Origin of the sequence: Buttiauxella noackiae ATCC 51607 (assembly GCF_001654865.1) — a bacterium.
Classification (GTDB): Bacteria; Pseudomonadota; Gammaproteobacteria; order Enterobacterales; family Enterobacteriaceae; genus Buttiauxella; species Buttiauxella noackiae.
Map to the genome: position 1 here is coordinate 31,108 of NZ_LXEO01000008.1, position 23,994 is coordinate 55,101.

Genomic DNA, 23,994 nt, shown 5'->3' on the forward strand with positions numbered 1-23,994 from the left:
CAGTGAGTCCCCAGTCACTTACTTGAGTAAGTGACTGGGGTGAGCAAGGATACCAACGCACAGGCAACTTGAAGTACGTCGGGCATCAGGCGATTTTGCGCCGAAACATCCAATACGCCGCTGAACCCGTTGTGACCGCTATCACCAATAGTGGCCACACACTTCCCCACACAATGTCAAAACTCGCGTTCTTCAAATAAATCTGTTTAGTGATATCGGTGAAATGCCGTATTGGATTTACCCATGTCAGATTCTGCAACCACACTGGCATATTCTCGACGGGCGACACATAACCCGACAGTAAAATCGCTGGCATCATAAAGACAAATACCCCGATAAACGCCTGCTGCTGTGTTGAACACAGAGACGAGATAAGCAAACCAAACCCCACCAGCGACAAACCGTATATCAGCATCGTGAAGTAAAACAGTAGTAGCGAGCCGGAAAACGGAATGTGATAACCCCATATCCCAACAGCCAGCACGATAGTTGCCTGGCCAAGCGCTACAATTTGCGCAGGCACCGCTTTGCCGACAAAAATTTGCCAGGTTGCGAGTGGGGAAACCAGAAGTTGATCAAGGGTGCCTTGTTCACGCTCACGCGCTACGGAAAGCGAGGTCACAATCATCACGCCGATGGTGGTTATCATTGCAATCAGCGACGGCACCACGAACCATTTGTAATCCAGATTTGGGTTGTACCAGTTGCGGACCACCAGTTCGCTGTTATTCGGTTTTGGCTGCCCGGATACCAGTTCCTGCTGGTAATTCTTGACGATCTGTTGCAGATAATTTGCCGCAATCTGTGCGCTATTGGAGTTACGCCCATCGAGAATAATTTGCAGTTTGGCTTGCTGCTGGCTGGCAATATCACGTGAAAACTCGGCCGGGAAGCGAATCAAAAGCAGTGCCTTTTGGTTATCAATTGTCGGCTGGATCTCCTGCGGGCTTTTCAGCAGCAGGACATGACTAAACGCTTTAGCGCGCGCAAAGCGCTGAGTCAGTTCAACGGAGTGGCTGCCGTTATCTTCGTTATAAATGGCAATGGTCGCATTCGTGACTTCAAGCGTGGCGGCAAACGGAAACAGAACTACCTGCAACACCACAGGCAGAATTAAAATCGCGCGCGTTTGCGGTTCGCGCAGCAGGGATTGCAGTTCTTTGCGGATCAGTGTCCAGAGTCGATAAAACATGTCGTTCCCCATTAACAGGCTATTTTTTTGCCATTTTGGGTTTGGGCAGTGCTCGGAATCCTCACGTACTTCATGTACGCCCGGTTCCTCCGCGCTGTCCGCGCCCAAACTGACCGCAACTATTACGCCTTTAGCCAGTTGTGCCTAATCAAGACGACGTTTGGTTTTCAGTGCCGTCAGGCCGATAAACATCACCGCTGAGCCAATTAAAAACAGCACGTTGATGATTAACACGGTTGTGATATTCCCCGCCAGAAACAGGCTTTGCAGCGTACTGACGAAATAGCGCGCCGGAATGATATAGGTCACCGCGCGGATAATCGCGGGCATGCTGTCAATCTGGAAGATAAAACCCGACAGCATAATCGACGGCAGAAACGCGGCGTTTAGCGCCACCTGGGCTGCGTTAAACTGGTTGCGGGTGATGGTTGAAATCAGTAGCCCCATACCGAGTGTGCTGAGTAAAAACAGGCTGGTGATAAAGAACAAAATCAGCAGCGAACCGCGATAAGGCACGCCAAGAATAAACACCGACACCAACATGCACAGCAACATTGCCAGCATACCCAGCACGTAATAAGGCAGCAGTTTGCACAGCAGTAGTTCAGTGCGTGTCACCTGGGTGGAGAGTAGCGCTTCCATGGTGCCGCGTTCCCATTCGCGCGCGACGACCAGTGAGGTCAGGATCGCACCAATCACCGTCATGATGATGGTAATGGCTCCCGGAATAATAAAATGCTGGCTAATGGCCGCCGGGTTAAACCAATAACGTAGTTGCACGTCAATTAACGGCTCAAACTTTTCACCCCGGTCTTCTGCGCGCTGTTGTTGCCAGATTTGCCAAATCCCCTCCATGTAACCCTGCACGAAGTTGGCGGTATTGGGTTCGCTGCCATCGGTTATCACCTGCACCGGCGCGGTGGCCCCGGTTCGTGCCATATTTTGTGCAAAATCAGTAGGGATAACGACCAGCCCGCGAATTTTCCCCGCCTGCATCAGTTGAATCAGGTGCTGGCGGTTATCGCTGATGGTCGGGTCGATGTAGGGGGAGGCTGTAATGGTATGGGCGAAATCCAGAGCTTCCTCGCTTTGCTGCTCCAGCAGCACGCCAACGCGTAGACGGCTGGAGTCGAGGTTGATGCCATAGCCAAAGATAAACAGCAGCAACAGTGGGATAACCACCGCAATCAACCAACTGCTTGGGTCGCGCACGATCTGGCGTGTTTCTTTCACGCACAGAGCACGTACGCGCCGCCAGGAAACGGCTTGGTTATGTTCGCGCATTTTCGTGCTCCTTATCCCACTGATGGATAAGCGTAATAAATGCCTGCTCCATAGTCGGGTCAGTTTGCTCGTCGTCGGCGGCTTGTTCTTTCAGGTCATCCGGCGTGCCGCTGGCTATTAACTTACCGCGATAAACCAGCCCGATGCGGTCACAGTATTCGGCTTCATCCATAAAGTGCGTGGTCACCATAACGGTCACGCCTTTCTCCACCATGCTATTGATATGCAGCCAGAACTCACGGCGGGTGATCGGGTCAACGCCCGATGTTGGCTCATCAAGAAACAAAATATCTGGCTCGTGCATCAGCGAACAGGCCAGCGCCAGGCGCTGCTTAAAGCCCAGGGGGAGCGCATCTGTTGAGCTGTTCATGATTGGTTTTAGGCTGAAAGCTTCACTCATACGGTTAATTTTCTCCTCCTGAGCTTTGCCGCGCAGACCATAGACGCCGGAGAAAAATCGCAGGTTTTGTTCTACGGTAAGGTTGCCGTATAACGAAAATTTCTGTGCCATATAGCCAAGATGCTGGCGAGCTTTTCCTGAGCTGGTTTTCAAGTCCATATCCAGCACCAGAGCTTTGCCGGAGGTGGGTACCAGCAGGCCACACATCATTTTAAAAGTAGTGGATTTCCCGGCACCATTTGGCCCTAACAGACCAAAAATCTCCCCGCGCTGGACGGTAAAATCAACGTTATCGGTGGCTGCAAAATCACCGAATTTTTTGGTTAGTGATTCGGCTTTGATAACGGTTTCCCCTGGCTTCCCTTCTACAGTGTGCAGAATTTTCCCCAGTGGAGATTCCTGGGTTGCCGCGCCGCCTAGCAGGTCGATAAACGCATCTTCAAAGCGTGGTTCGGTTTGTGAAATATTTTCTGGCGACACATTCAGCGCCTGGGTGAGTTCTTCAACAGAGGCGTCTTTGGCGAGTATCAGGCGCACCGAACGGCCCTGAATCACACCGTCGCTGACCTGCGGCAATTTCAGCGCACGTTGCAGCAACTTGCGGTTGTTCTCATCACTATGAGTTACCAGCAGTGAGCGCCCAGCCATTTGCTGCGTCAGTTCTTTAGGGGCACCGTGATACAACAGTTCGCCTTCGTTCATCAGTAGCACGTCGCGGCATTGTTCGGCTTCGTCGAGGTACGAGGTACTCCAAAGAATCAGCATGCCGTCGCCTGCCAGTTCATGCACCATTTGCCACAATTCACGGCGCGAAATCGGATCGACGCCAACGCCGGGTTCATCAAGCAATAGCACTTTTGGCTGGCCGACAAGTGTGCAGGCGAGGCCGAGTTTCTGCTTCATCCCACCGGAGAGTTTCCCGGCAAGGCGGGTGGTAAACGGGCCGAGCGCGGTAAATTCCAGCAGCCGCTTAAAAGTTTTTTCGCGTTCCTCCCCGGTCACACCACGTAAATCGGCGTACAGCGTCAGGTTTTCCATCACGGTTAAATCTTCATACAGGCCAAACTTTTGCGGCATGTATCCCAGAACCGCATGTAACGCACGGTCATCTTCTATGGGATCAAGCCCGATGACGTTGGCATTCCCTTCGCTTGGTTTTAACAGCCCCGCCAGCATGCGCATCAGCGTGGTTTTCCCCGCGCCATCCGGACCGACCAAACCTGTCACTGAACCGGTATGAATCTCACACTCAAGGCGTGCCACAGCCGGTTTTTCCTGGCCGGGGAACTGCTTCATTAGCCCTTGCAGGCGAATGATACCGTCCTGGCTACTCATGCGCTTTCTCGTCATTGAATTTCACGGTGACCGGCATTCCCTGGCGCAGCGCGTCGTCGGCATCGGTGACGATAATTCGCAGGCGATAAACCAGGTCGGTGCGTAAGTCAGGTGTTTCGACCGTTTTCGGGGTGAACTCTGCGGTTGGGGAGACAAAGCCAATCTTGCCGTGATACGGCTTATCCGGGCGACCATCGGTGTAAACCAGCAGTTCTGTACCTGGTTTTGCCTGATTCAGACTCACCTCGTTGACGTAAGCACGTACCCAAACCGGGCGGGTGAGGGAGAGGGTAAACACGGTACTTCCGGCGTTCAACATGGTGCCAGGTTCAACCGCGCGGGTCAGCAGCGTGCCGTCAGACGGCGCGATCAGTGTGGTGTCTTGTAAATCCAGTTGCGCCTGAGCAAGCTGGGCTTTCGCCTGTTGCAAGCTGGCTTGGGCCTGGGCAATTTCCTGTGGGCGGTTACCGGTACGATACTGGCTTAACTTATCGCGCGCGGCTTTCAGCGTCGCTTTCGCCTGGTCGCTCGATGAGCGGGCATTTTCCAGTTCGTTGGCAGAAATCACGCGGCGTGCCCACAAACCTTGCTGGCGCTGATAAAAGTTCTGCGCGTAATCAAAAGCGGCCTGGGCCTGGTTTACCTGCGCTGCGGCCTGAGCGATTTCTTCGTCACGGTAACCGGCGATGATCAAATCAAATTTTGCCTGCGCCGCTGCGGCATTTGCCTGTGCCTGAAGAAGCGCATTTTGATACGGCCCTTGATCCAGCTCGCCCAGCGTTTCTCCCGCTTTGATTACATCACCTTCGTCAACCTGTAACGCCGCAAGACGCCCGCCGACGCGGAAGCTCAAATTAACGGTGCGAATATCCACGTTTCCATACAATGTCAGGCCCTGGTCTTGCTGGCTTTTGTACCAGTACCAACCGCCAAGTCCCGCCGCGATAAGCGCCACCAGCGCCACGATAATTATCGGCTTTTTACTTTTCATTGCTGGCATTTCCTCGTTCCATTGATAACCCCTGCAAAATGAAATCGATATGGCTGCGTACCACATCGCTGATTTGTTTCACGTTCTCTTTATCAAACGTCGGCCAGCCGGCGCGCAAAAGAATGGTTTCTCGCCCGAGTCGAAAAGCCAGTATTTGTCCAAGCAGCGCATGGGTATGGAGAATTGTTTCGGTATCATCCGGATGGCGCCCGGTATATCGCCCGACCAGGCATGTCAGATGCGTATGCATCGGCGCAATCACTTGATCGTGAATCAGTTGGTAAGCGGGAGTTGGCGAGAGCTGTTCGCGGGAAATAAACTTGCTGAGGTTCAGCGTTTCATCGGCGGTCAGCAGGACAATCATGTGTTCACAAGCGGTATGAATGAGCTCGCGAATTTGTGATTTATCGGGTTGTTGCTGGTTGAGAATAGCCTCGGCTCGTTCGACATGAGGCTTGAAATTTTGCGTGATAAAGTCGGCTATCCATTGCGCGGATGCCATATACAACTCTTCTTTTGAACCAAAATAGTAGGTGATGGCAGCAATATTTTGCCCGGCAAGGGCGGCAATATCGCGAGTGGTGGCATGTAGACCATACTCACCAAACTGGGCGATAGCGGAAGCAATCAGCGTATTTTTTGCCTGTTCACCGCGGGAAGTTGCAGGCGTCGGTGTTGCATTCATACCGACCTCTTAAAAAAGTTAATCAATCGATTGATTAAGAGTAGGCGCCTGAAACCCAGGTGTCCAGTTCCCAACAATTATCTTGTGATTGCGTCGAAAAATAGAATTTGTGCGCAGAGTCACAAAACCTGTTACACTGCGCGGCTTACGGCACCGTGGTTTGTGCCCCTCTCTCGCGCCAGAATGACTGGCGTCATATGAACCCCTGGAAACTACACCGCACCTCGCGGTCAGGGCGATTCTGGAGTACCTATGTCTTTTGATTCTCTCGGCCTGAACGCCGATATTCTGCGTGCAGTGGAAGAGCAGGGCTATCGTGAGCCTACCCCTATTCAACGCCAGGCGATCCCGGTCGTCTTAGCAGGTCGTGACCTGATGGCTAGTGCCCAAACCGGTACTGGCAAAACAGCAGGCTTTACCTTGCCGCTCTTGCAGCGCCTGGTAGACAAACAACCGCATGCCAAAGGTCGTCGCCCGGTTCGTGCGCTCATCCTGACCCCAACTCGTGAGCTTGCCGCTCAGATTGGCGAAAATGTGCGTGACTACAGCAAGTATTTAGATATCCGTTCGCTGGTGGTTTTCGGCGGCGTGAGCATTAACCCGCAGATGATGAAACTGCGCAGCGGTGTAGATGTACTGGTGGCGACACCTGGCCGTCTGTTAGATCTGGAACACCAGAACGCTGTGAAACTCGATCAGGTAGAAATCCTGGTGCTGGATGAAGCCGACCGTATGCTGGATATGGGCTTTATCCACGATATCCGTCGTGTGCTGGCTAAATTGCCTGCGCGCCGCCAGAACCTGCTGTTCTCTGCGACCTTCTCTGACGACATTAAAGGTCTGGCTGAGAAGTTGCTGCACAATCCGGAAGAAGTTTCCGTGGCGCGCCGCAACACCGCTTCAGAGCAAGTGACTCAACACGTTCATTTCGTAGATAAGAAACGTAAAAGAGAACTGCTGTCACAGATGATTGGTGAAGGTAACTGGCAGCAAGTGCTGGTGTTTACTCGTACCAAGCATGGCGCCAACCACCTGGCAGAACAGTTGGGTAAAGACGGCATCACTGCTGCGGCTATCCACGGTAACAAGAGCCAGGGTGCGCGTACTCGTGCATTGGCTGACTTCAAAAACGGTGGCATTCGTGTGCTGGTGGCAACTGACATTGCCGCGCGTGGTCTTGATATCGAAGAACTGCCACATGTTGTGAACTACGAACTGCCAAACGTGCCGGAAGATTACGTGCACCGTATTGGCCGTACTGGCCGTGCAGCAGCAACTGGCGAAGCGTTGTCTTTAGTTTGTGTTGATGAACACAAACTGTTGCGCGACATCGAACGTGTGCTCAAGCGTGAAGTACCGCGTATGGCGATTCCTGGTTATGAAGTCGACCCGTCGATTCCTGCCGAACCTATCGTGAACGGTCGCCAGCAGCAGCGTGGCGGCGGTCGTGGCAACGGCGGTGGTCAGGGTCAACGTCGTGGCGGCAATGGCGGTGCATCATCCGATCGCAGCAGCGCTCCGCGTCGTCCATCACGCCCACAGGCTGATGGTGCCGCTAAACCAGCTGGTAGCAATGCCCGTCGCCGCCCAGCTCGTAAGCCTGCATCAGCATAATTAATTAGGCTTTGCCAACTCAAACAGAGGCGCTAACATAGCGCCTCTTTTTTTACCGGAAAAACGCTATGCGTGTACTACTCGCGCCGATGGAAGGGGTTCTCGACTCACTGGTTCGTGAACTGCTGACAGAGGTTAATGACTACGACTTGTGTATCACCGAGTTCTTGCGCGTGGTCGACCAGCTTTTGCCGGCAAAATCCTTCCATAAACTTTGCCCTGAACTTCATCAGGCGAGTCGTACATCCTCCGGTACGTTAGTTCGTATTCAACTCCTGGGGCAACATCCGCAATGGCTGGCTGAAAACGCTGCGCGTGCGGTGGAGCTGGGTTCCTGGGGCGTTGATCTTAACTGCGGCTGCCCATCCAAACTGGTGAATGGCAGTGGTGGTGGCGCTACACTGCTCAAAGACCCCGACCTGGTTTACCGTGGTGCGAAAGCGATGCGTGAAGCCGTACCTGCGCACTTACCCGTCACCGTTAAAATTCGACTCGGTTGGGACAGCGACGCACGGCAGTTTGAAATTGCTGATGCGGTGCAGCAGGCGGGTGCCACCGAACTTGTCGTTCATGGGCGCACCAAAGAAGATGGCTACAAAGCCGAACGTATTAACTGGGCGGCGATTGGTGAAATCCGCAGGCGGTTATCGATCCCGGTGATTGCCAATGGCGAAATCTGGGACTGGCAAAGTGCACAAGATTGCATGGCGGCAACGGGCTGTGATGCCGTGATGATTGGCCGAGGTGCGCTGAATATTCCCAATTTAAGCCGCGTGATCAAATACAACGAGCCACGTATGCCATGGCCGGAAGTAGTAAAACTTCTGCAAAAATATAGCCAGCTGGAAAAACAGGGCGATACCGGTATGTATCACGTTGCGCGTATCAAACAGTGGCTGGGTTACTTGCGTAAAGAATATGTTGAAGCAACGGACTTGTTTACTGAGATTCGTACACTCAAGCATTCTGCGGACATCGCCCGGGTGATTTGTCACCCGGCAGGTTAAGCCGCGATCTTCGTCACGATTTTCAATTCATTCATTTGAGTGATGTTTCGAAGCTGATAGAGTGTCGTTGTTGGATTGTTACTGCTGCGGCAGGCAAAACCTGATTTTCTGGCTCCTGCCGGATGTCAGGTTTTTTTGTTTCTGGGGTACTGATGAAAATCGCCAAAATACTCAATAACAATGTTGTGGTGATTCTTGACGAACACGGACGTGAACAAGTGGTTATGGGGCGGGGTCTGGGTTTTCAGAAGCATATTGGCGACACTCTGGAAAACGACAAGATCGAGAAAGTGTTTGCCCTGAAAAGCGATGAACTGGTAGCGCGTTTAGGAGAGCTGTTAAGCCAAATCCCGCTGGAAGTAATGACGACCTGCGATCGTATTATCGAGTTTTCGCGCCAGAAATTGGGCAAGTTACAAGATAGCCTCTATATCACGCTGACCGACCACTGCCATTTTGCCATTGAGCGGCATAAGAAAGGGGTGACAATCCGTAACGTGCTGCTTTGGGAAATTAAGCGCCTTTACCCCAAAGAGTTTCTGCTGGGTCAGGAAGCCGTAGAGCTGATTGGAAAACGGCTTAATGTGCAGCTCGCTGAAGATGAGGCCGGGTTTATCGCGCTGCATCTGGTCACTGCGCAGCTAAACAGTGAAATGCCGGAAGTGATGCATGTTACGCGGGTCATGCAGGAGATTTTGCAAATCGTAAAGTATCAGCTACGGTTTGAGTATGACGAAGATAGTTTGAGTTATCAGCGCTTTGTTACGCATCTTAAGTTTTTCGCCCAGCGGATGCTAAGTCGCAACGTGGTGGCAGATGATGACTTAACGCTCCATGCGGCGGTGAAAGATAATTATCCCCACGCCTGGCGCTGCGCTGAAAAAATTAGCCGTCATCTGGTGACTGAATATCAGCGCGAACTGACGACGGAAGAAATTATGTTTCTCGCAATTCACATTGAGCGAGTGCGTAAAGAGAGTCTTAAAGTTTCATAAAGGCGCGTCGTAGACGTGCGATAAAAACGGATTGTTACTGCTGCGGCAGGCAAAACCTGAGTACTGGCTTCCCTTGACGGGAGGCTGGTCTCAGGTTTTTTTTTACTCAAGACACACGTGCCGAAAGGTGAAAGGAAAGCATTATGGGATATCAAGAGGTTGCCAGAGACATTCTGACCCATGTTGGTGGGCGCGAGAATATAGCAAGCCTGGTGCATTGCGCTACACGGCTGCGTTTTAAGTTAAAAGACCAGAAAAAAGCCGCTGCTGAGGCGCTCAAAAAGAATCCTGATGTGATTATGGTGGTGGAAAGTGGCGGTCAGTTCCAGGTGGTGATTGGTAACCACGTCCATGATGTTTACAACGCTGTATGCGCTGAGGCGGGGATTACAGAAGATACGACCCAACAAGAACAGGTATCGGGCGAAAAAGTGACTCTGCTCAGCCGGTTGATTGATATTGTCTCGGCAGTTTTCACCCCGTTTATTGGCGTGATGGCGGCCTCCGGTATTCTCAAAGGCTTACTGGCTATGGCGGTGGTGTTCGGCTGGTTGGCGACCGATAGCGGTACTTACAAGCTGTGGTTTGCGGCAAGCGACGCACTGTTTTATTTCTTCCCGCTGGTCCTCGGTTATACCGCAGGCAAGAAATTTGGCGGAAATCCATTTATTACCATGGCCATTGGTGGCGCGTTAACCCACCCGGTGGTGATGCAGGCATTAGATGCGGGCGCTGCCACTGAATATTTCCTCGGCATACCTATTACTTTCATTAACTACAGCTCATCGGTTATCCCCATTATTTTTGCAGCATGGGTAAGTTGTTGGGTGGAAAAGCAGGGCAACAAACTGCTGCCTTCTGCGGTACGTAATTTCTTTACTCCACTGTTTTGCCTCGCGATTACCGTACCGTTGACTTTCCTGTTGATTGGTCCGGCGGCAACCTGGCTTAGCCAGATGCTGGCGCATGGATATCAGGCTATTTACGCCTTTGCTCCCTGGCTTGCTGGTGCCGTGATGGGGGCTATCTGGCAGGTGTGCGTGATCTTCGGCCTGCACTGGGGCATGGTGCCGCTGATGATTAACAATTTATCGGTATTTGGGCACGACACACTGTTGCCGCTGCTGCTGCCGGCGATTATGGGGCAGGTTGGCGCCTGTCTCGGCGTCTTCCTGCGAACCCGTGATACCCGCCTGAAAATGCTGGCGGGTTCAGCGGTGAGTGCCGGGATATTTGGTATCACTGAACCCGCAGTTTATGGCGTCACACTGCCGAATCGTCGTCCGTTTATTTTCGGCTGTGTAGCAGGGGCGTTTGGTGGTGCCATCGTTGGACTCAGCCACAGTAACGTCTACTCATTTGGCTTTGCCAATATCTTCACCATCGCGCAAATGATTCCGCCAGGCGGTATTGATGCCAGCGTGTGGGGCGCGGTTATTGGGATGTTTGTGGCTTTGGTGCTGGCTTGCGGGCTGACCTATTTTGCGGGATTACCGCGCAGCGAAACCACACGGAAGGTTGCGACGAGCACGAGTGAGAACGACATTCTTGCACCAATGAGCGGCACCGTTCTGGCGATGGATCAGGTCCCTGATTCCACCTTCGCCAGTGGTTTACTCGGTGAGGGGGCGGCAATCATCCCACTCACTGGCAAAGTTATCGCACCTTTCTATGGCGAGGTAGCCTCGTTATTCCAGACTCGCCATGCCATTGGCTTGCTTAGCAATAGCGGCATTGAAGTTCTCATTCACATTGGTATTGATACGGTAAAACTGAACGGTCAGCACTTCACTACCCATGTGAAAGTGGGGGACAAAATTAAGCCAGGCGACCTGCTCATTGAATTCGACAGGCAGGCCATCCTGGATGCCGGATACGATCTGGCGACGCCAGTGATTATCAGCAATAGCGATGAATACTCAGCAGTGACACGTTTGACCAATAACCATTCGATTGATTCGGGCATGCCGTTCCTGACGGTTCAACATTAAGGAGAAGTAGATGAAAGCATTTCCTGAGAAGTTTTTGTGGGGCGGGGCAATTGCCGCCAATCAGGTAGAAGGCGCGTGGCAGGAAGACGGGAAGGGGATTTCAACGTCCGACGTTCAGCCGCATGGCGTATTTGGTGATGTTGCCGAACGTAAACCTGGGGATTTTGGCATTAAAGACGTCGCCATTGATTTCTACCACCGCTATCCAGAGGATATCGCACTGTTTGCTGAAATGGGCTTTAGCTGCCTGCGAGTCTCCATTGCATGGACGCGTATTTTCCCACAAGGGGACGAAACTCAGCCAAATGAAGCGGGCCTTGCCTATTACGACCGTTTGTTTGATGAATTGGCGCAACATAACATCACGCCAATGGTGACGCTGTCCCACTACGAAATGCCGTGGGGACTGGTGAAAAATTATGGCGGTTGGGGCAATCGTGAAGTCATCACCTTCTTTGAACGTTACGCCCGCACCGTCTTTACGCGTTATAAAAATAAAGTGAAGCTGTGGCTGACGTTTAACGAAATCAACATGTCGCTGCATGCGCCAATGACTGGCGTTGGGCTAAGTGAGAGCAGCAGTAAGACAGATATTTATCAGGCGATTCACCATCAACTGGTCGCCAGTGCGTTGGCCGTAAAAGCCTGCCACGAAATCATTCCGGATGCGCGTATCGGTAACATGCTACTTGGTGGCCTGGTTTATCCGCTAAGCTGCAAGCCAGAAGACGTGCTCGAAACCATGCAGGAAAACCGCAACTGGTTGTTCTTTGGTGATGTGCAGTGCCGGGGTGAATATCCAGGCTATATGCTGCGTTACTTCCGCGACAACGGCATTAAGCTTGAGATCTCAGATAGCGACCGCGAAGCGTTGAAAACCACAATCGACTTTATTTCGTTTAGCTATTACATGACGGGTTGTGTCACTTCTGATGAAGCTCTCAATGAGAAGGCGCGTGGCAATATCCTCAATATGGTGCCCAACCCGCACCTGCCGAGTTCCGAGTGGGGTTGGCAAATTGACCCAGTTGGCTTGCGTATCTTGCTCAACAAGCTGTGGGATCGTTATCAGAAACCCCTGTTTATTGTTGAAAACGGCCTTGGTGCTAAAGACAAGCTCGAAGCCGATGGCACGGTGCATGATGACTACCGTATCAGCTACCTCAACGACCACCTGGTGCAGGTGCGCGAAGCGATTGAAGATGGTGTTGAAGTGCTGGGCTACACCTGCTGGGGGCCAATTGACCTGGTGAGTGCATCGAAAGCAGAGTTATCAAAGCGCTACGGCTTTATCTATGTCGATCGCGACGACCAGGGCAACGGCACCCTTGAGCGCCGCCGTAAGAAAAGCTTCAATTGGTATAAAGAAGTGATTGCCAGTAATGGGGCGAGTCTGAAGTCGGTCGAATAAACTTGCGCCATCCGACATTTGGCGGATGGCATTTTATTTTAAATAACCTTAACCCACCAACCGCTTAATAAACCCACGAACCCACATCAGCGCCGCGTCACTGTTATGGCGTTGATGCCATAGCAATGCCACATCAAACGGGATCATCTCCAGCGGAACAGGGCTGCTACGTAATCCCCATGTTTTCTGCCAACTTTCACAAAGCCCCTGCGGCACGGTCGCAAGGACGGGCATCATGCTTAGCAAACCCGGTAATGCGGAGAAGTGTGGCGTGGTGTAGCTAATCTCACGTTTTAGACCCTGCCTGGCTAACAATGTGTCGATGTGGCTGCTGGAGGCTTCACGGTAGCTCACCAGGACATGTTGCTGCGCGGCATATGTTTCAGCACTTAGTGGCGCCTCGAGCTGTAGCTGAGTGGGATTCCAGAGAGTGACAAACTCCATTGCACTCAACTGTTCACGCTCCATCCAGCGCGCGGACTGATTCGCCACGCTGATGATCATATCCAGCTCGCCACCTTCCAGACGTTGTGAATCAGTGAAAGGATCGCTTGCCACCACATTAAGGCGTACACCGGGAGCCTCTTCACGCAATGCAGGAAGAAGTTGCGGCATTAACCACATCTCTACCCAGTCTGTCATGCCGATGGTAACTGTTGCTTTTGCATTTGCAGGATTGAACTGTGCCTGTTGGAACAGTGCGCTTTGCAATTGTTCAAGCAGCGGCATCAGTTCGCTATGCAGTTCAGTCGCTCGTGAGGTAGGTTGCATACGGTGCCCGCTACGAATAAATAGTGGGTCGTCGAACATCTCTCGTAGGCGAGCAAGCGAGCCGCTCACCGCAGGCTGTCCCAGATGCAGCTTGTCAGCCGCCAAAGAGACGCTTTGTTCGCGAAATAACACCGCAAAGGCAATCAGCAGGTTGAGGTCAATTTTGCGAAAATCACTTTCTTTGATAGTCATTATTTCTCCAATCAATTGGAGTGATAATAATGCTTCGCCACCAGGGTTCGCAAGTGCAGGGGGATTTAAATCGAAGGAGGGTAAAAACAAAGGGGTGCCACCAGAGTGGCACCCGCAGATATCAGAAAATCATTTTAAACACGCCAGTCACGACCAGTAAGCCAATAATAAAGATAATCAAAACTGCCCATAGAATAATTTTCATCAATGCTTCCTATTTTATGACTCGTGTTTAAAGAGTATAGGCAAGGATAAGCACAAACGCGGGGAGTTGCCTCCCCGAAAGTGGAAACTAAGATAAATTGAAGGTTGTTAGATTAGGGGTTTACGTGCGGCGAGCAGGAAAATCATCGGGCGCTCTTTTTCTTCATCAAGTGCCGTGTTTTGCGCGATCTGCTCAGCACCTGGCCCCCACTCATCAAGTTTCTCGAGGACAAATCCGCTGGTGATAAGAGCGTTTATCCAGCTTGAAAGCTTGCGATGCTGCTTTTTAACACAGTCGGCAAACCAGTTACTGATGCGCTCGCCTTCTTGCTGGTAGTGATTCACCGGCCAGGATTTTTGCCCGTTCGGGTCAGACAGCCAGCCCTGCTGTAGCGGTGCGGTATAAATAGGATGTTCTGCAGAGAATACCAGCATGCCGCCAGGTACCAGAGTCTGATAAAGCGTGGCAAAAAGCGCGGGAATATTTTCCAGATAATGCAGTGCCAGTGAGCTGTAGAACAGATCAACGCTTTGCGCTTCAAGCTGCAACTGCTCGAGATCTTCACGGCGATATTCAATACCTGCGTCGGTTGTCATCTCTTGCGCCTTTTCCAGCATTTTCACTGATACATCGAGCCCGAGCACATTCGCTGCTCCCTGGTCACGGGCGTAGCGGCAAAACCAGCCATAGCCGCAGCCTAAATCCACGACTGTTTTTCCCTTGAGCGGAGGAAGCAGCTTTTGCATGCTTGACCATTCCGGTGCGCCATCCAGCCCTTTAATTGAGCGGTCGAGCGTGGCGTATCCTTCAAAAAATGCGGGGTTATCATAGATATTTTGTGTCATTGCAACTCCTGTTCGCAAAACCATAATTGGCAGGTTGCCTGCACGTAGAAACCAGTATGAACAACCTGATAGTGAGACGCTGAACTGCCCAAAGTATACCTATAGAAAAGTCACCAACCTGGATGTGATTTCATTCTTGATGTGAATATAACCAGAAAAGCAAAGCTGCCGCACTGATTCCCGCACCTAACGCGCATACTGCCCCCCAACCCCAAAGTGAGTAGAACTGGGTTGAGGCAATGGCTCCCAGTGCGCTGCCCAACGAATAAAAGCACATATAGGCCCCGACCAGGCTGCTGTGTGCATTAGGTCTTGCAGAAAATATAAGGCTCTGGTTTGTCACGTGGACTGCTTGTACGGCGAAATCCAGAACGATGACGCCGATAATTAGCAGTACAAGTGATGTTTCTGCGAATGCGATGGGTAACCAGGAAAGGAGTAATAGGGCTAGTGATAAGCCTGTAGTACGTTGCCCCATGCCCCGATCGGCCCACTTCCCGGCTTTTGACGCAGCTAATGCCCCCGCAATACCTGCCAGACCAAACATCCCTATCTGTGTATGTGAGAGCGATTGCGCGCTTAACGGTAAGACCATGGATGTCCACAATACGCTGAAAGCGGCAAAAATAAGCAGGGCAAATATCCCTCTGGCTCTTAAGGTTGGTTCGGTTATAAATAGCATGAGTACTGACTTCAAAAGTACCCAATAAGAACTCTTCATCAGGGGCTGTGGGGAAGAGGGGATTGCTTTGTAAAGTACGCCAGCCATCATTAGCATGAGGCAGGCTGAGCTGAGATACACGGCACGCCACCCCGCAAGATCAGCGATAACACCTGATGTAAAACGAGCCAGGAGAATGCCCAGTACTACGCCACTTGTCACAGTACCGATGGCTTTTCCTCTCTGGTGCGCCGCCGCCAGCGAAGCCGTATAGGCCACCATTATCTGAACGACCACTGCCATAAGCCCGACAAAAACCATCGCTCCAAGAAATGTTGCCCAGTTCTGAGAGAAACCAGCAATGAACAATGCTGTCGCTAAAAGCATGAGTTGGGTAATGACGAGATATTTACGATTAACGATATCGCCAAGGGGAACGATAAAAAGCAGGCCTGCTCCATATCCAATCTGAGTCATTGTCACAACCATACCGATTGCAGCTGACTGTACGTTGAGGCTTTTTGCCATAGATTCGAGAAGAGGCTGCGCGAAATAAACATTCGCGACGGCAAGTGCAGACGTCAATGAAAAGAGAAGGGTGAGACCCGGTGTTAACAAAGGGGCAGCCTGTGTCTGGTTTTGATTACTATCTTCTGTTTGTGTAACAACAAGCGGGGCTGCTCTTTCTTCTTTAACGACTGGTTTCGTATTCATCATTAATTTCCAGTGGAATTGTGGTTTCTTTTAGCAACCAGGTTAATCGTTTTTATCAGTGGTGGTTTTTTTTTGCAACCAGTTTATTTTGCGATTATGCTCTCGATAGATAAGTACGCAGATTAAAAGGAAGCTCAGATGGCTAAACAGGAATCACTCACAGGTAGCGAATGCCCTGTCGCAAGGACTTTAGAGGCGATTGGCGAGCGATGGTGTTTGATGATAATTCGTGAAGCATTTGACGATGTTCGCCGTTTCAGCGAGTTTCAGAAAAACCTGGGTCTGGCCAAAAATATTCTGGCTGCGCGGTTGAAGCATTTGGTCGAACTTGGGGTGCTAGAGATATGTCCAGCCTCAGACGGTAGTGCTTATAAAGAATATGTACTCACAGAATGCGGCCGTTCCGTCTTTCCTATCGTTATTGCTATGCGCCAGTGGGGTGAGCGTTACATGTTCGAAAAAGGAGAGACGCACTCTGTGTTGCTGGATAACGAGCTTGAACAAACCATTTTGCCACTAGAAGTGCGTTCAACTCAGGGGAAAAAACTCGAGCCTGGAGACTGCCACAGACGCCTTATGGTTAAAGAAGAGGACAGTGCCTGAAGAGAATATAGTAATCATGGTTATATTTAGTATGTTAATAATAATTTCCGTGAATTAATTTCAAGTTGTAACCCTTATTTACCCCATGTGTATTGCCACTGTTACCTAAACTTTTTAGTCCCGGAATGCGTAACTTGAGCCCTTTCTATTACTCTGTGGCTAATTATGACTTCCTCACGTTTCCCTCTCGCGGCGGCTGGTGTCGCGTTCATGATCGTTTTGTCTGGCTGTGCGCCAATGCACAATGACGATGCGCCTCTGGCTCAAAAAACACCTCCACAGCAGCTTGATACCAAACTTCCGCCTGAGCTGGCTCACGGCTGGCCGGGTAGTGATTGGTGGCGGGGTTACCACGATAGTCAAATAGACAGGCTTGTAGAACGCGCACTCAAAGACTCACCGGATCTCGCCGTTGTGCAACAACGCATTAAGCTTGCCCAGGCTCAGACGCAAATGCAGGAGGCAAGCGACGGGCCGCAGATGGATTTCTCGGCCAATATTGAGCGCCAGAAAATGTCCCAGGAGGGGGTTATGGGGCCGTTTGCCCTGACAGACCCGGCAGCGGGCACTACTGGCCCGTACTACACCAACGGTACTTTTGGGCTGACCGCCAGTTGGGATCTGGATTTATGGGGTAAGAACCGCTCGGAAGTTGAAGCTAAAGTGGGTGTCATGAGGGCGAAACAGGCAGAAATGGCCCAGGCGAAACAGGTTATTTCGGCAAATGTGGTGCGTTTATATTGGGATATGCAGACTCTGCTGGCACTAAAAGATGTGAAACAGCAAACGCTGGCGGCTCAGAAAAGTATCGTTGATGTTGAGCTTAAGCTGTACGACGAGGGGATAAATTCATCGGTTGATGGCGTGGAAAACAATATCGATTTCGTGAAAACCCAGCAGCAAATCGATGATATCGACGGGCGTATCAATATGGCTAAAGCGCAACTCGCCGCCATTACTGGCGACGCTCATGCAGCCGAAAATATTAAACCCGCACTGCTGCCGGAAGTGAAAAGCCGTATGCCAGACCATATAGGTTACGAACTGCTGGCTCGCCGTCCCGATCTCCAGGAAGCACACTGGTACATCGAATCTTCATTGAGCAGTGTTGAGGCTGCCAAAGCAGCATTTTATCCAGACGTTAACCTGGGCGCCTTCCTGCAAAACGATGCGTTGCATTTAAGTGATTTGTTCCGTGGTTCCGCTCAGCAAATGGGGGTGATCGGGGGCTTCACGCTGCCTATCTTTGATAGTGGCCGACTCAATGCCAATCTCGATATCGTGCGAGCAGAAAGTAATTTGTCAATTGCCAGCTATAACAAAGCCGTGGTTGGAGCGGTAAATGATGTGACGAAAGCGGCCAGCCAGCTAAATGCGGTTGCCGCGGAAAATGAGCATCAACTCACTATTTTGAAAGGTACGCAAAAACTGAAAACTCTCGCCACGGCGCGTTATAAAGCGGGTCTTATTTCGAGTGCCAGAATGAGTGCCGCAACACTGCCAGATTTGTCAGAACAGGCAAAAGCTATTGAGCTCCACGGCCAGTGGCTGAACGCTGATGTGCAGTTAGTCTCTGCATTAGGCGGTGGTTACCGGGCGGGAACTGCGTAACGGACACATCTTTTTCGCCACCTTCTATAATTACCTACAGGTCAAAAAGTAGTCTGGAGGTGGTGATGTCTAAGGCTAACAAAGTCGTTATCGTCACGGCGTCGGATTCAGGAATTGGCAAAAAATGTGCCCTGCTTCTCGCGCAGCAGGGCTATGACGTGGGTATCACCTGGCACTCCGATGAACAGGGCGCGCAAGAAACGGCAGACCAGGTAAGAGGTTTTGGGCGACGAGCCGAAACTGTGCAGCTTGATTTAGCCAATCTCCCGGACGGAGCAGCAGGCATTGATGAACTTATTAGCCGTTTCGGGCGTGTTGATGCGCTGGTGAATAATGCGGGGGCAATGAGCAAAAATCCTTTCCTTGATGTCACACTCGAAGAGTGGCGTAAACTTTTTACTGTCGATGTGGACGGCGCATTTCTCTGCTCACAAAAAGTGGCTCGCGCGATGGTTTCGCAAGGTGAGGGCGGGCGAATCGTGAATATCACGTCTGTTCACGAGCACACGCCGCTTCCTGAAGCATGTGCTTATACTGCGGCAAAACACGCATTGGGTGGATTAACTAAATCGATGGCCATGGAGCTTGTGCACCATAAAATCCTGGTCAATGCCGTCGCTCCTGGGGCTGTCGCCACGCCGATGAACGACATGAAAGAAGGTGACGGTGCGGGGAGCAAAATCCCGGAAATCCCACTAGGGAGAGCGGGGGATACCGAGGAAATAGCCAGCCTGGTCGCGTGGCTTTGTTCAGAAAGCGCCAGCTATACCACCGGGCAATCGTTTATCGTCGACGGCGGTTTTATGTTTGCCAACCCGCATTTCAAACCGAAAGATTAGTCTTGCTCCCGGCTCTCGCGGTGTTTAAACCACAATCGCACCAGCCACACTAAGGCGACCACGCCGAGCAACCAAATCCAGTGCTTAATATGTTGGTCCAGGTTATGCAGCCACGGGCCAACAACCTCACCGCCCACATAACCTAGCGTGGTGAAAAGCGTTGCCCAAATTAATGCGCCTATGATGTTAAGAGGCAGGAATATTTTCGGGGGCAGGCGGCTGGCTCCGATTAAAATCGGCCCAATCACACGAAAACCGTACATAAAGCGCGAACCTATCACAAACCAGTAAGGGTGGCGGTTTATCAGCTTCTTAGCCTTAGTGATCTTCTTTTGATGCTTTTTAAAACGCTCCGAAATTGAACCACCAAAACGCCTGCCAACCAGATACAGCAGTTGATCGCCAATCATGCCCCCAAGCGCCACAGACAGCACCACCAGCGGGAATTTGAGCAGCCCCTGGTGTGCCACCACGCCGCCCAGCAGCGTAATTGTTTCCCCTTCCGCCATGCTACCCACAACCAGTGCGGCGTAGCCGTAATGCTCAATCAGATTATTAATATCCACGATGTATGATGTAACTCCTTGTTCTTCTACAACATCAGTATAGCGGTTGTTACGACGCTTCTGGGTGTTGTCTTCCTTACTGCTGCTCAGGTCGGAAATTCACCGGCTTTTGTTTAAGCCAACGCTCGCCTAAAGAAAGCATCACTATCAATACAAACCCTGTTCCGCTGAATAAATACAGTGAAAACACCACGCCAAAGTACTGAGCACCGTAACCCGCGCCTATGGAAACCAATGCAGTTACCACCATCTGTAACCGATAACTTTTTGCCATTGCAGCTGAGATATGAACCTCATCAAACTTCTTCAGGATGGTATAAATCGCCAGTGAAAACACCACGTTTGAGAATAAGTGAGCCATAAAAATAAACGCCAGCGCCAGATATTTTGACGGTGAAAAGGGGACTAACCCGTAGCAGGTAATAAAGGCGAAAAGACAACTGACCATCAACAGATTGCTGTTGCTGTTTTTCTCAAATTTCTCAGGATTTAAGAGTAAAGGCCCTGCTAACTGCCCGAGACTGCGGACAAAAAGTAGCGCCAGAGCCATGTTTTGCGCCTCAGATCCTGAAAATGTTGGAGGAACCAGTGCGGGTAGCAGTGCCATGGCAGGGGCTGCAGTTAACGCCAGCAGTGGCAAAAGTAAAATTCCACGCCGCTGTGCGCCTGACAATGTTCGCCAACTAATGCGCGCTTGCGAGGGTGAAACTTGAATGAAGTTTTTCGCGAAACGTGACCGCGACAATCTCAGCAATATGAGTGCGATGACAAAGCTTGAAGCATCGAGAACCAGTAATGACATTACGCTGATATGCCCCAACAGCAGCAGACCCAGACAAACGCCAAAAATCACATAACAGGCGAAAATGATGGTTTCGAGCGTAGTGGCAACCGGCAGTTCTTTCTCGCTCAGTCCCGTTTTGAAAATCTTACTCATTGCCGGGAATGTCATACCGATAGTGAAGGCTGAAGCAGTCTGGGCAATGAGAAATAGCGGAATAGAACCCGTCATCACGGCGCTAAATGGTGCAAGAAGACCCAACATCCCTAAACATTCTCCCACTATTAGAATCTGGTAGGGGTTTGTTCTCTGGCAGTAACGCTCGCCTATTTTGCTGCCAATTAAACCTGGAACGGTTGAAAGAACGTAGGCGAGGGCGAGTGAGGTTGCTGGCGCTGACAGGCGAATGAGTTCACTGAAAATGACAATGTAAGTTATGCCATTTCCAATAGATGAAACAACGAAAGAGAGCCCAAGAAGTCGCAGCCACGGCTTTTCAGCCAGGGCCTGGCATAGTGCTTTTAGCATGGTGATTTCCGTAATAATCCAATAAGTACACATTTCTCAACAGTGTTGAGAAATAACAAAGTCATCGTGTCGATACAGGCTTATTGGCTACGGAATTACATTGGGGAGTTGTCCTGATAAAGCACTATTGGGCGGTGTCAATTAAATATGACGCTTTTGCCGTTTCGTCAACGTGGCGGCATAAATTCTGCTATTTGCGGCATGCAGATAATTTCGGGTGATTAAAAAACAATCAAGCCGCTGTGCATTATACTTTGATTGTGCTCAATCGGTTTTTTTGGCATGTCAGGAGGCGTTATGAGTCATGTCTGGGGGCTTTTTTCCCATCCTAATCGTGAAATGCAGGACATTAAACGCGAGAACGAAACGGTAACACATCACTACACTCACCATGTATTAATCATGGCGGCCATTCCGGTTATCTGTGCTTTTATTGGCACAACCCAAATTGGCTGGAATTTTGGTGATGGCACCTTCGTTCAATTGTCGATGTTTACCGGATTCTATTTAGGCGTACTGTTTTATGCACTGATGTTGGCTGGTGTCGCCGTCATGGGGCGGGTCATCTGGTGGATGGCGCGCAACTACCCGCATCGCCCGTCGCTTGCTCGTTGCATGGTGTTTGCCGGTTACGTAGCAACTCCGCTGTTCATCAGTGGCTTAGTCGCATTGTATCCATTGGTGTGGTTATGCGTGCTGGTTGGGGCCACCGCCCTTATTTATACCGGATACCTGTTGTACGTAGGTGTACCTGAGTTCCTTGGCATTAACAAAGAAGAGGGGATGAGCTTTTCCAGCTCAACACTCGCAATTGGCGTGCTGGTCCTTGAGGTATTGTTAGCCCTGAGCGTTATTCTTTGGGGTTATGGTTACCGCCTATTTTGATACTTATTTACGAATCAATAGTGGCAGTTTTCAGGGGCGTCAGCGTATTATGCTGGCGCCTCATCTATTCATACGAATAGTGAATAGATTTGATGGGCCATTACATATATCTAATGGCTTTCCTGTTGCAGGAAGGTGGTAAAAAAGCGAAGCCCAATGAGCTTGGTCAACTAAGTGATTTTGGTGAGTGAAACTAGCCAACACACCTGCAATTTGAAAGACGAAGGGTATACCTGAATACTTACAGAAGTGTCACCATGTCGACAAAAATCCGTCTATCGTTGCTCAGCCTTGCGCTGATGATTGCCGTACCATTCGCTTCCCAGGCCGCGAATAAAACCACCGTACAACAGGTCAGTACCGGGCAAGAGATCGCCTCTGGCAGTGCCATGATCGTCGATCTGCAAACCAATAAAGTTCTCTATTCCAGCCATCCTGATCTGGTACGCCCGATTGCCTCAATTACCAAATTGATGACAGCAATGGTGGTGCTTGATGCGAAGTTACCGATGGATGAAGTGCTGAGTGTCGATATTAGCCAAACGCCGGAAATGAAAGGAATTTATTCCCGCGTGCGCCTGAATAGTAAAATTGACCGTAAAGACATGATGCTATTAGCATTAATGTCTTCAGAAAACCGTGCGGCAGCGAGCCTTGCGCACCATTATCCTGGTGGCTATAACGCATTTATTCGCGCCATGAATGCTAAAGCGAAATCCCTCGGGATGACTCATACACGTTATGTTGAGCCGACAGGGCTTTCGATTCACAACGTTTCTACGGCACGTGACTTGTCTAAGCTGCTGATTGCCTCCAAGCAATATCCGATGCTCGGCCAGTTGAGCACCACCAAAGAAGATATGGCTACTTTCAGTAATCCGCCGTACACGCTGCCGTTCCGTAATACCAACCATTTGGTTTACAACAATAAATGGAATATCCAGCTGACTAAAACCGGCTTTACTAACAATGCGGGACATTGTTTAGTGATGCGCACCATGATTAACAATCGCCCGGTGGCACTGGTGGTACTGGATGCGTTCGGGAAATATACCCATTTTGCGGATGCAAACCGTCTGCGTTCTTTCCTGGAAACCGGCAAGGTGACCCCAGTTCCAGGCTCGGCATTAGCGTATAAAAAGCAAAAAGCTGCGCAGATGGCGAGTAATAGTACTCAGGGCAACGCGCTCGACGACTAATATTATTGAACAATCCCCTAAATTCGAGTTGCAGACTGGAGTTTGAAGGGGATTACGGCAGCGTCCAATCGCCTTCATTGAGCGGACGCTGCATAATTATCGTATCCCGCCACCCGCCAAGCTTAAACCCCACACTACGTAATTGACCGACCACCTCGAAACCGAGTTGGCTGTGCAAGCGACATGAACCGGTATTGTTTTCGCCATCGCCAATGACCGCCACCATTTGCCGCCATGGCCCGTTTTCACAACGCTCTATAAGATGGCTTAACAGTTCGCGCCCAATACCTTGTCCGGTCATGCTGGCGTCGATATACACCGAATCCTCGATTGTGAAACGATACGCCGGGCGAGGGCGATAAACGGTTGCGTAGCAATAACCCACCACAATTCCGCTATACAGTGCGACCAGCCAGGGGAGTTCCTGCTTGCGTATGGCTTGTAAACGTTCTGCCATTTGGCTGAGCGTGGGTGGTGATTCCTCAAAAGATCCCCTGCCGTGCAGGACGTGCCATTCATAAATGGCAGTGATTGAGGGAATATCATCGCTTGTGGCATCACGAACCTGTATCCGAGCGGACGGCATTGTTTCAAGGACTGACATTTCTCGCTCCTGTACGTAAAAAATCAAAGTGGCGTGAGGTCACACCACTTGTCGCATTTTAATTTAGTACGAAAAATAAGCGAAA

Annotated in this window: 22 protein-coding genes; 10 read left to right on the plus strand and 12 right to left on the minus strand. The window is 50.8% G+C overall.

What is annotated here, in order from left to right; genetic code table 11:
* Window positions 1–85 precede the first annotated feature (85 nt).
* From M979_RS02495 to cecR, 5 genes are all read right to left on the minus strand, one after another.
* Window positions 86–1,192 (minus strand): ABC transporter permease, encoded by a 1,107-nt coding sequence (locus M979_RS02495; protein WP_064553758.1) that lies wholly within the window; start codon window positions 1,190–1,192, stop codon window positions 86–88.
* Window positions 1,193–1,336: 144 nt separating this feature from the next.
* Window positions 1,337–2,476 (minus strand): ABC transporter permease, encoded by a 1,140-nt coding sequence (locus M979_RS02500; protein ID WP_064553546.1) that lies wholly within the window; start codon window positions 2,474–2,476, stop codon window positions 1,337–1,339.
* Window positions 2,463–4,211, minus strand: a complete 1,749-nt coding sequence (locus tag M979_RS02505) for an ATP-binding cassette domain-containing protein (RefSeq protein WP_157093198.1) — start codon at window positions 4,209–4,211, stop codon at window positions 2,463–2,465. The genes M979_RS02500 and M979_RS02505 overlap by 14 nt, the downstream gene beginning before the upstream one ends.
* Window positions 4,204–5,202 carry a secretion protein HlyD gene (gene hlyD, locus M979_RS02510; protein WP_064553760.1) on the minus strand — a complete coding sequence of 333 codons (999 nt, stop codon included), beginning with the start codon at window positions 5,200–5,202 and terminating at the stop codon, window positions 4,204–4,206. Before hlyD ends, M979_RS02505 begins: the two co-directional genes overlap by 8 nt.
* Entirely contained in the window at window positions 5,192–5,887 is a 696-nt protein-coding gene (gene cecR, locus M979_RS02515; RefSeq protein WP_064553550.1) for a transcriptional regulator CecR, read from the minus strand. Before cecR ends, hlyD begins: the two co-directional genes overlap by 11 nt.
* A gap of 252 nt (window positions 5,888–6,139) precedes the next feature.
* On the opposite strand from cecR, the gene rhlE reads away from it, so the two are divergent.
* The 5 genes from rhlE to M979_RS02540 all read left to right on the plus strand — a co-directional run bounded on the left by rhlE (window position 6,140) and on the right by M979_RS02540 (window position 12,905).
* Window positions 6,140–7,501, plus strand: a complete 1,362-nt coding sequence (gene rhlE, locus M979_RS02520) for an ATP-dependent RNA helicase RhlE (RefSeq protein ID WP_064553552.1) — start codon at window positions 6,140–6,142, stop codon at window positions 7,499–7,501.
* A gap of 68 nt (window positions 7,502–7,569) precedes the next feature.
* On the plus strand, window positions 7,570–8,508 hold the full coding sequence (dusC, locus tag M979_RS02525) for a tRNA dihydrouridine(16) synthase DusC (protein ID WP_064553554.1): 939 nt from the start codon (window positions 7,570–7,572) through the stop codon (window positions 8,506–8,508).
* Window positions 8,509–8,660: 152 nt separating this feature from the next.
* Window positions 8,661–9,503 carry a BglG family transcription antiterminator LicT gene (gene licT, locus M979_RS02530; RefSeq protein WP_064553762.1) on the plus strand — a complete coding sequence of 281 codons (843 nt, stop codon included), beginning with the start codon at window positions 8,661–8,663 and terminating at the stop codon, window positions 9,501–9,503.
* 143 nt (window positions 9,504–9,646) lie between these two features.
* Entirely contained in the window at window positions 9,647–11,494 is a 1,848-nt protein-coding gene (gene bglF / locus M979_RS02535) for a PTS beta-glucoside transporter subunit IIABC (RefSeq protein ID WP_064553555.1), read from the plus strand.
* A gap of 10 nt (window positions 11,495–11,504) precedes the next feature.
* Complete coding sequence (locus M979_RS02540; RefSeq protein ID WP_064553557.1) at window positions 11,505–12,905, plus strand: glycoside hydrolase family 1 protein; 1,401 nt, start codon at window positions 11,505–11,507, stop codon at window positions 12,903–12,905.
* Window positions 12,906–12,953: 48 nt separating this feature from the next.
* Here M979_RS02540 and M979_RS02545 read toward each other — a convergent pair whose 3' ends face one another.
* The 4 genes from M979_RS02545 to M979_RS02555 form a co-directional block, all read right to left on the minus strand.
* Window positions 12,954–13,868 (minus strand): LysR family transcriptional regulator, encoded by a 915-nt coding sequence (locus tag M979_RS02545; RefSeq protein WP_064553559.1) that lies wholly within the window; start codon window positions 13,866–13,868, stop codon window positions 12,954–12,956.
* A gap of 121 nt (window positions 13,869–13,989) precedes the next feature.
* Window positions 13,990–14,073, minus strand: a complete 84-nt coding sequence (gene yohP, locus M979_RS23905) for a small membrane protein YohP (protein ID WP_072009412.1) — start codon at window positions 14,071–14,073, stop codon at window positions 13,990–13,992.
* 107 nt (window positions 14,074–14,180) lie between these two features.
* Window positions 14,181–14,918: a class I SAM-dependent methyltransferase gene (locus tag M979_RS02550; RefSeq protein WP_064553561.1), complete on the minus strand. Its 738-nt coding sequence runs from the start codon at window positions 14,916–14,918 to the stop codon at window positions 14,181–14,183.
* 130 nt (window positions 14,919–15,048) lie between these two features.
* Window positions 15,049–16,197, minus strand: coding sequence for an MFS transporter (locus tag M979_RS02555; protein ID WP_064553764.1), 1,149 nt, complete (start codon window positions 16,195–16,197; stop codon window positions 15,049–15,051).
* Between the two features lie 234 nt (window positions 16,198–16,431).
* Between M979_RS02555 and M979_RS02560 the strand changes: the two genes are divergently transcribed.
* The 3 genes from M979_RS02560 to M979_RS02570 all read left to right on the plus strand — a co-directional run bounded on the left by M979_RS02560 (window position 16,432) and on the right by M979_RS02570 (window position 19,346).
* Window positions 16,432–16,896, plus strand: a complete 465-nt coding sequence (locus M979_RS02560) for a winged helix-turn-helix transcriptional regulator (RefSeq protein WP_064553563.1) — start codon at window positions 16,432–16,434, stop codon at window positions 16,894–16,896.
* Window positions 16,897–17,061: 165 nt separating this feature from the next.
* Window positions 17,062–18,507: a multidrug resistance outer membrane protein MdtQ gene (gene mdtQ, locus M979_RS02565; RefSeq protein WP_064553565.1), complete on the plus strand. Its 1,446-nt coding sequence runs from the start codon at window positions 17,062–17,064 to the stop codon at window positions 18,505–18,507.
* A 65-nt stretch (window positions 18,508–18,572) separates the two neighbouring features.
* Entirely contained in the window at window positions 18,573–19,346 is a 774-nt protein-coding gene (locus M979_RS02570; protein ID WP_064553567.1) for an SDR family oxidoreductase, read from the plus strand.
* On the opposite strand, the gene M979_RS02575 is transcribed toward M979_RS02570, so the two are convergent.
* A complete protein-coding gene (locus tag M979_RS02575) occupies window positions 19,343–19,912 on the minus strand; it encodes a DedA family protein (RefSeq protein ID WP_064553569.1) in 570 nt (189 codons plus the stop codon). The two genes, M979_RS02570 and M979_RS02575, sit on opposite strands and share 4 nt — an antisense overlap.
* Window positions 19,913–19,988: 76 nt before the next feature.
* Entirely contained in the window at window positions 19,989–21,221 is a 1,233-nt protein-coding gene (locus tag M979_RS02580; protein WP_064553571.1) for an MFS transporter, read from the minus strand.
* A gap of 297 nt (window positions 21,222–21,518) precedes the next feature.
* Between M979_RS02580 and M979_RS02585 the strand changes: the two genes are divergently transcribed.
* Both M979_RS02585 and pbpG read left to right on the plus strand, forming a co-directional pair.
* Complete coding sequence (locus M979_RS02585) at window positions 21,519–22,106, plus strand: Yip1 family protein (protein WP_034456503.1); 588 nt, start codon at window positions 21,519–21,521, stop codon at window positions 22,104–22,106.
* Between the two features lie 257 nt (window positions 22,107–22,363).
* Window positions 22,364–23,305 carry a D-alanyl-D-alanine endopeptidase gene (pbpG, locus tag M979_RS02590; protein WP_034456501.1) on the plus strand — a complete coding sequence of 314 codons (942 nt, stop codon included), beginning with the start codon at window positions 22,364–22,366 and terminating at the stop codon, window positions 23,303–23,305.
* A 52-nt stretch (window positions 23,306–23,357) separates the two neighbouring features.
* Here the strand turns inward: pbpG and M979_RS02595 are convergent, their stop codons facing one another.
* Window positions 23,358–23,909 (minus strand): GNAT family N-acetyltransferase, encoded by a 552-nt coding sequence (locus M979_RS02595; RefSeq protein WP_034456499.1) that lies wholly within the window; start codon window positions 23,907–23,909, stop codon window positions 23,358–23,360.
* Window positions 23,910–23,994 lie beyond the last annotated feature (85 nt).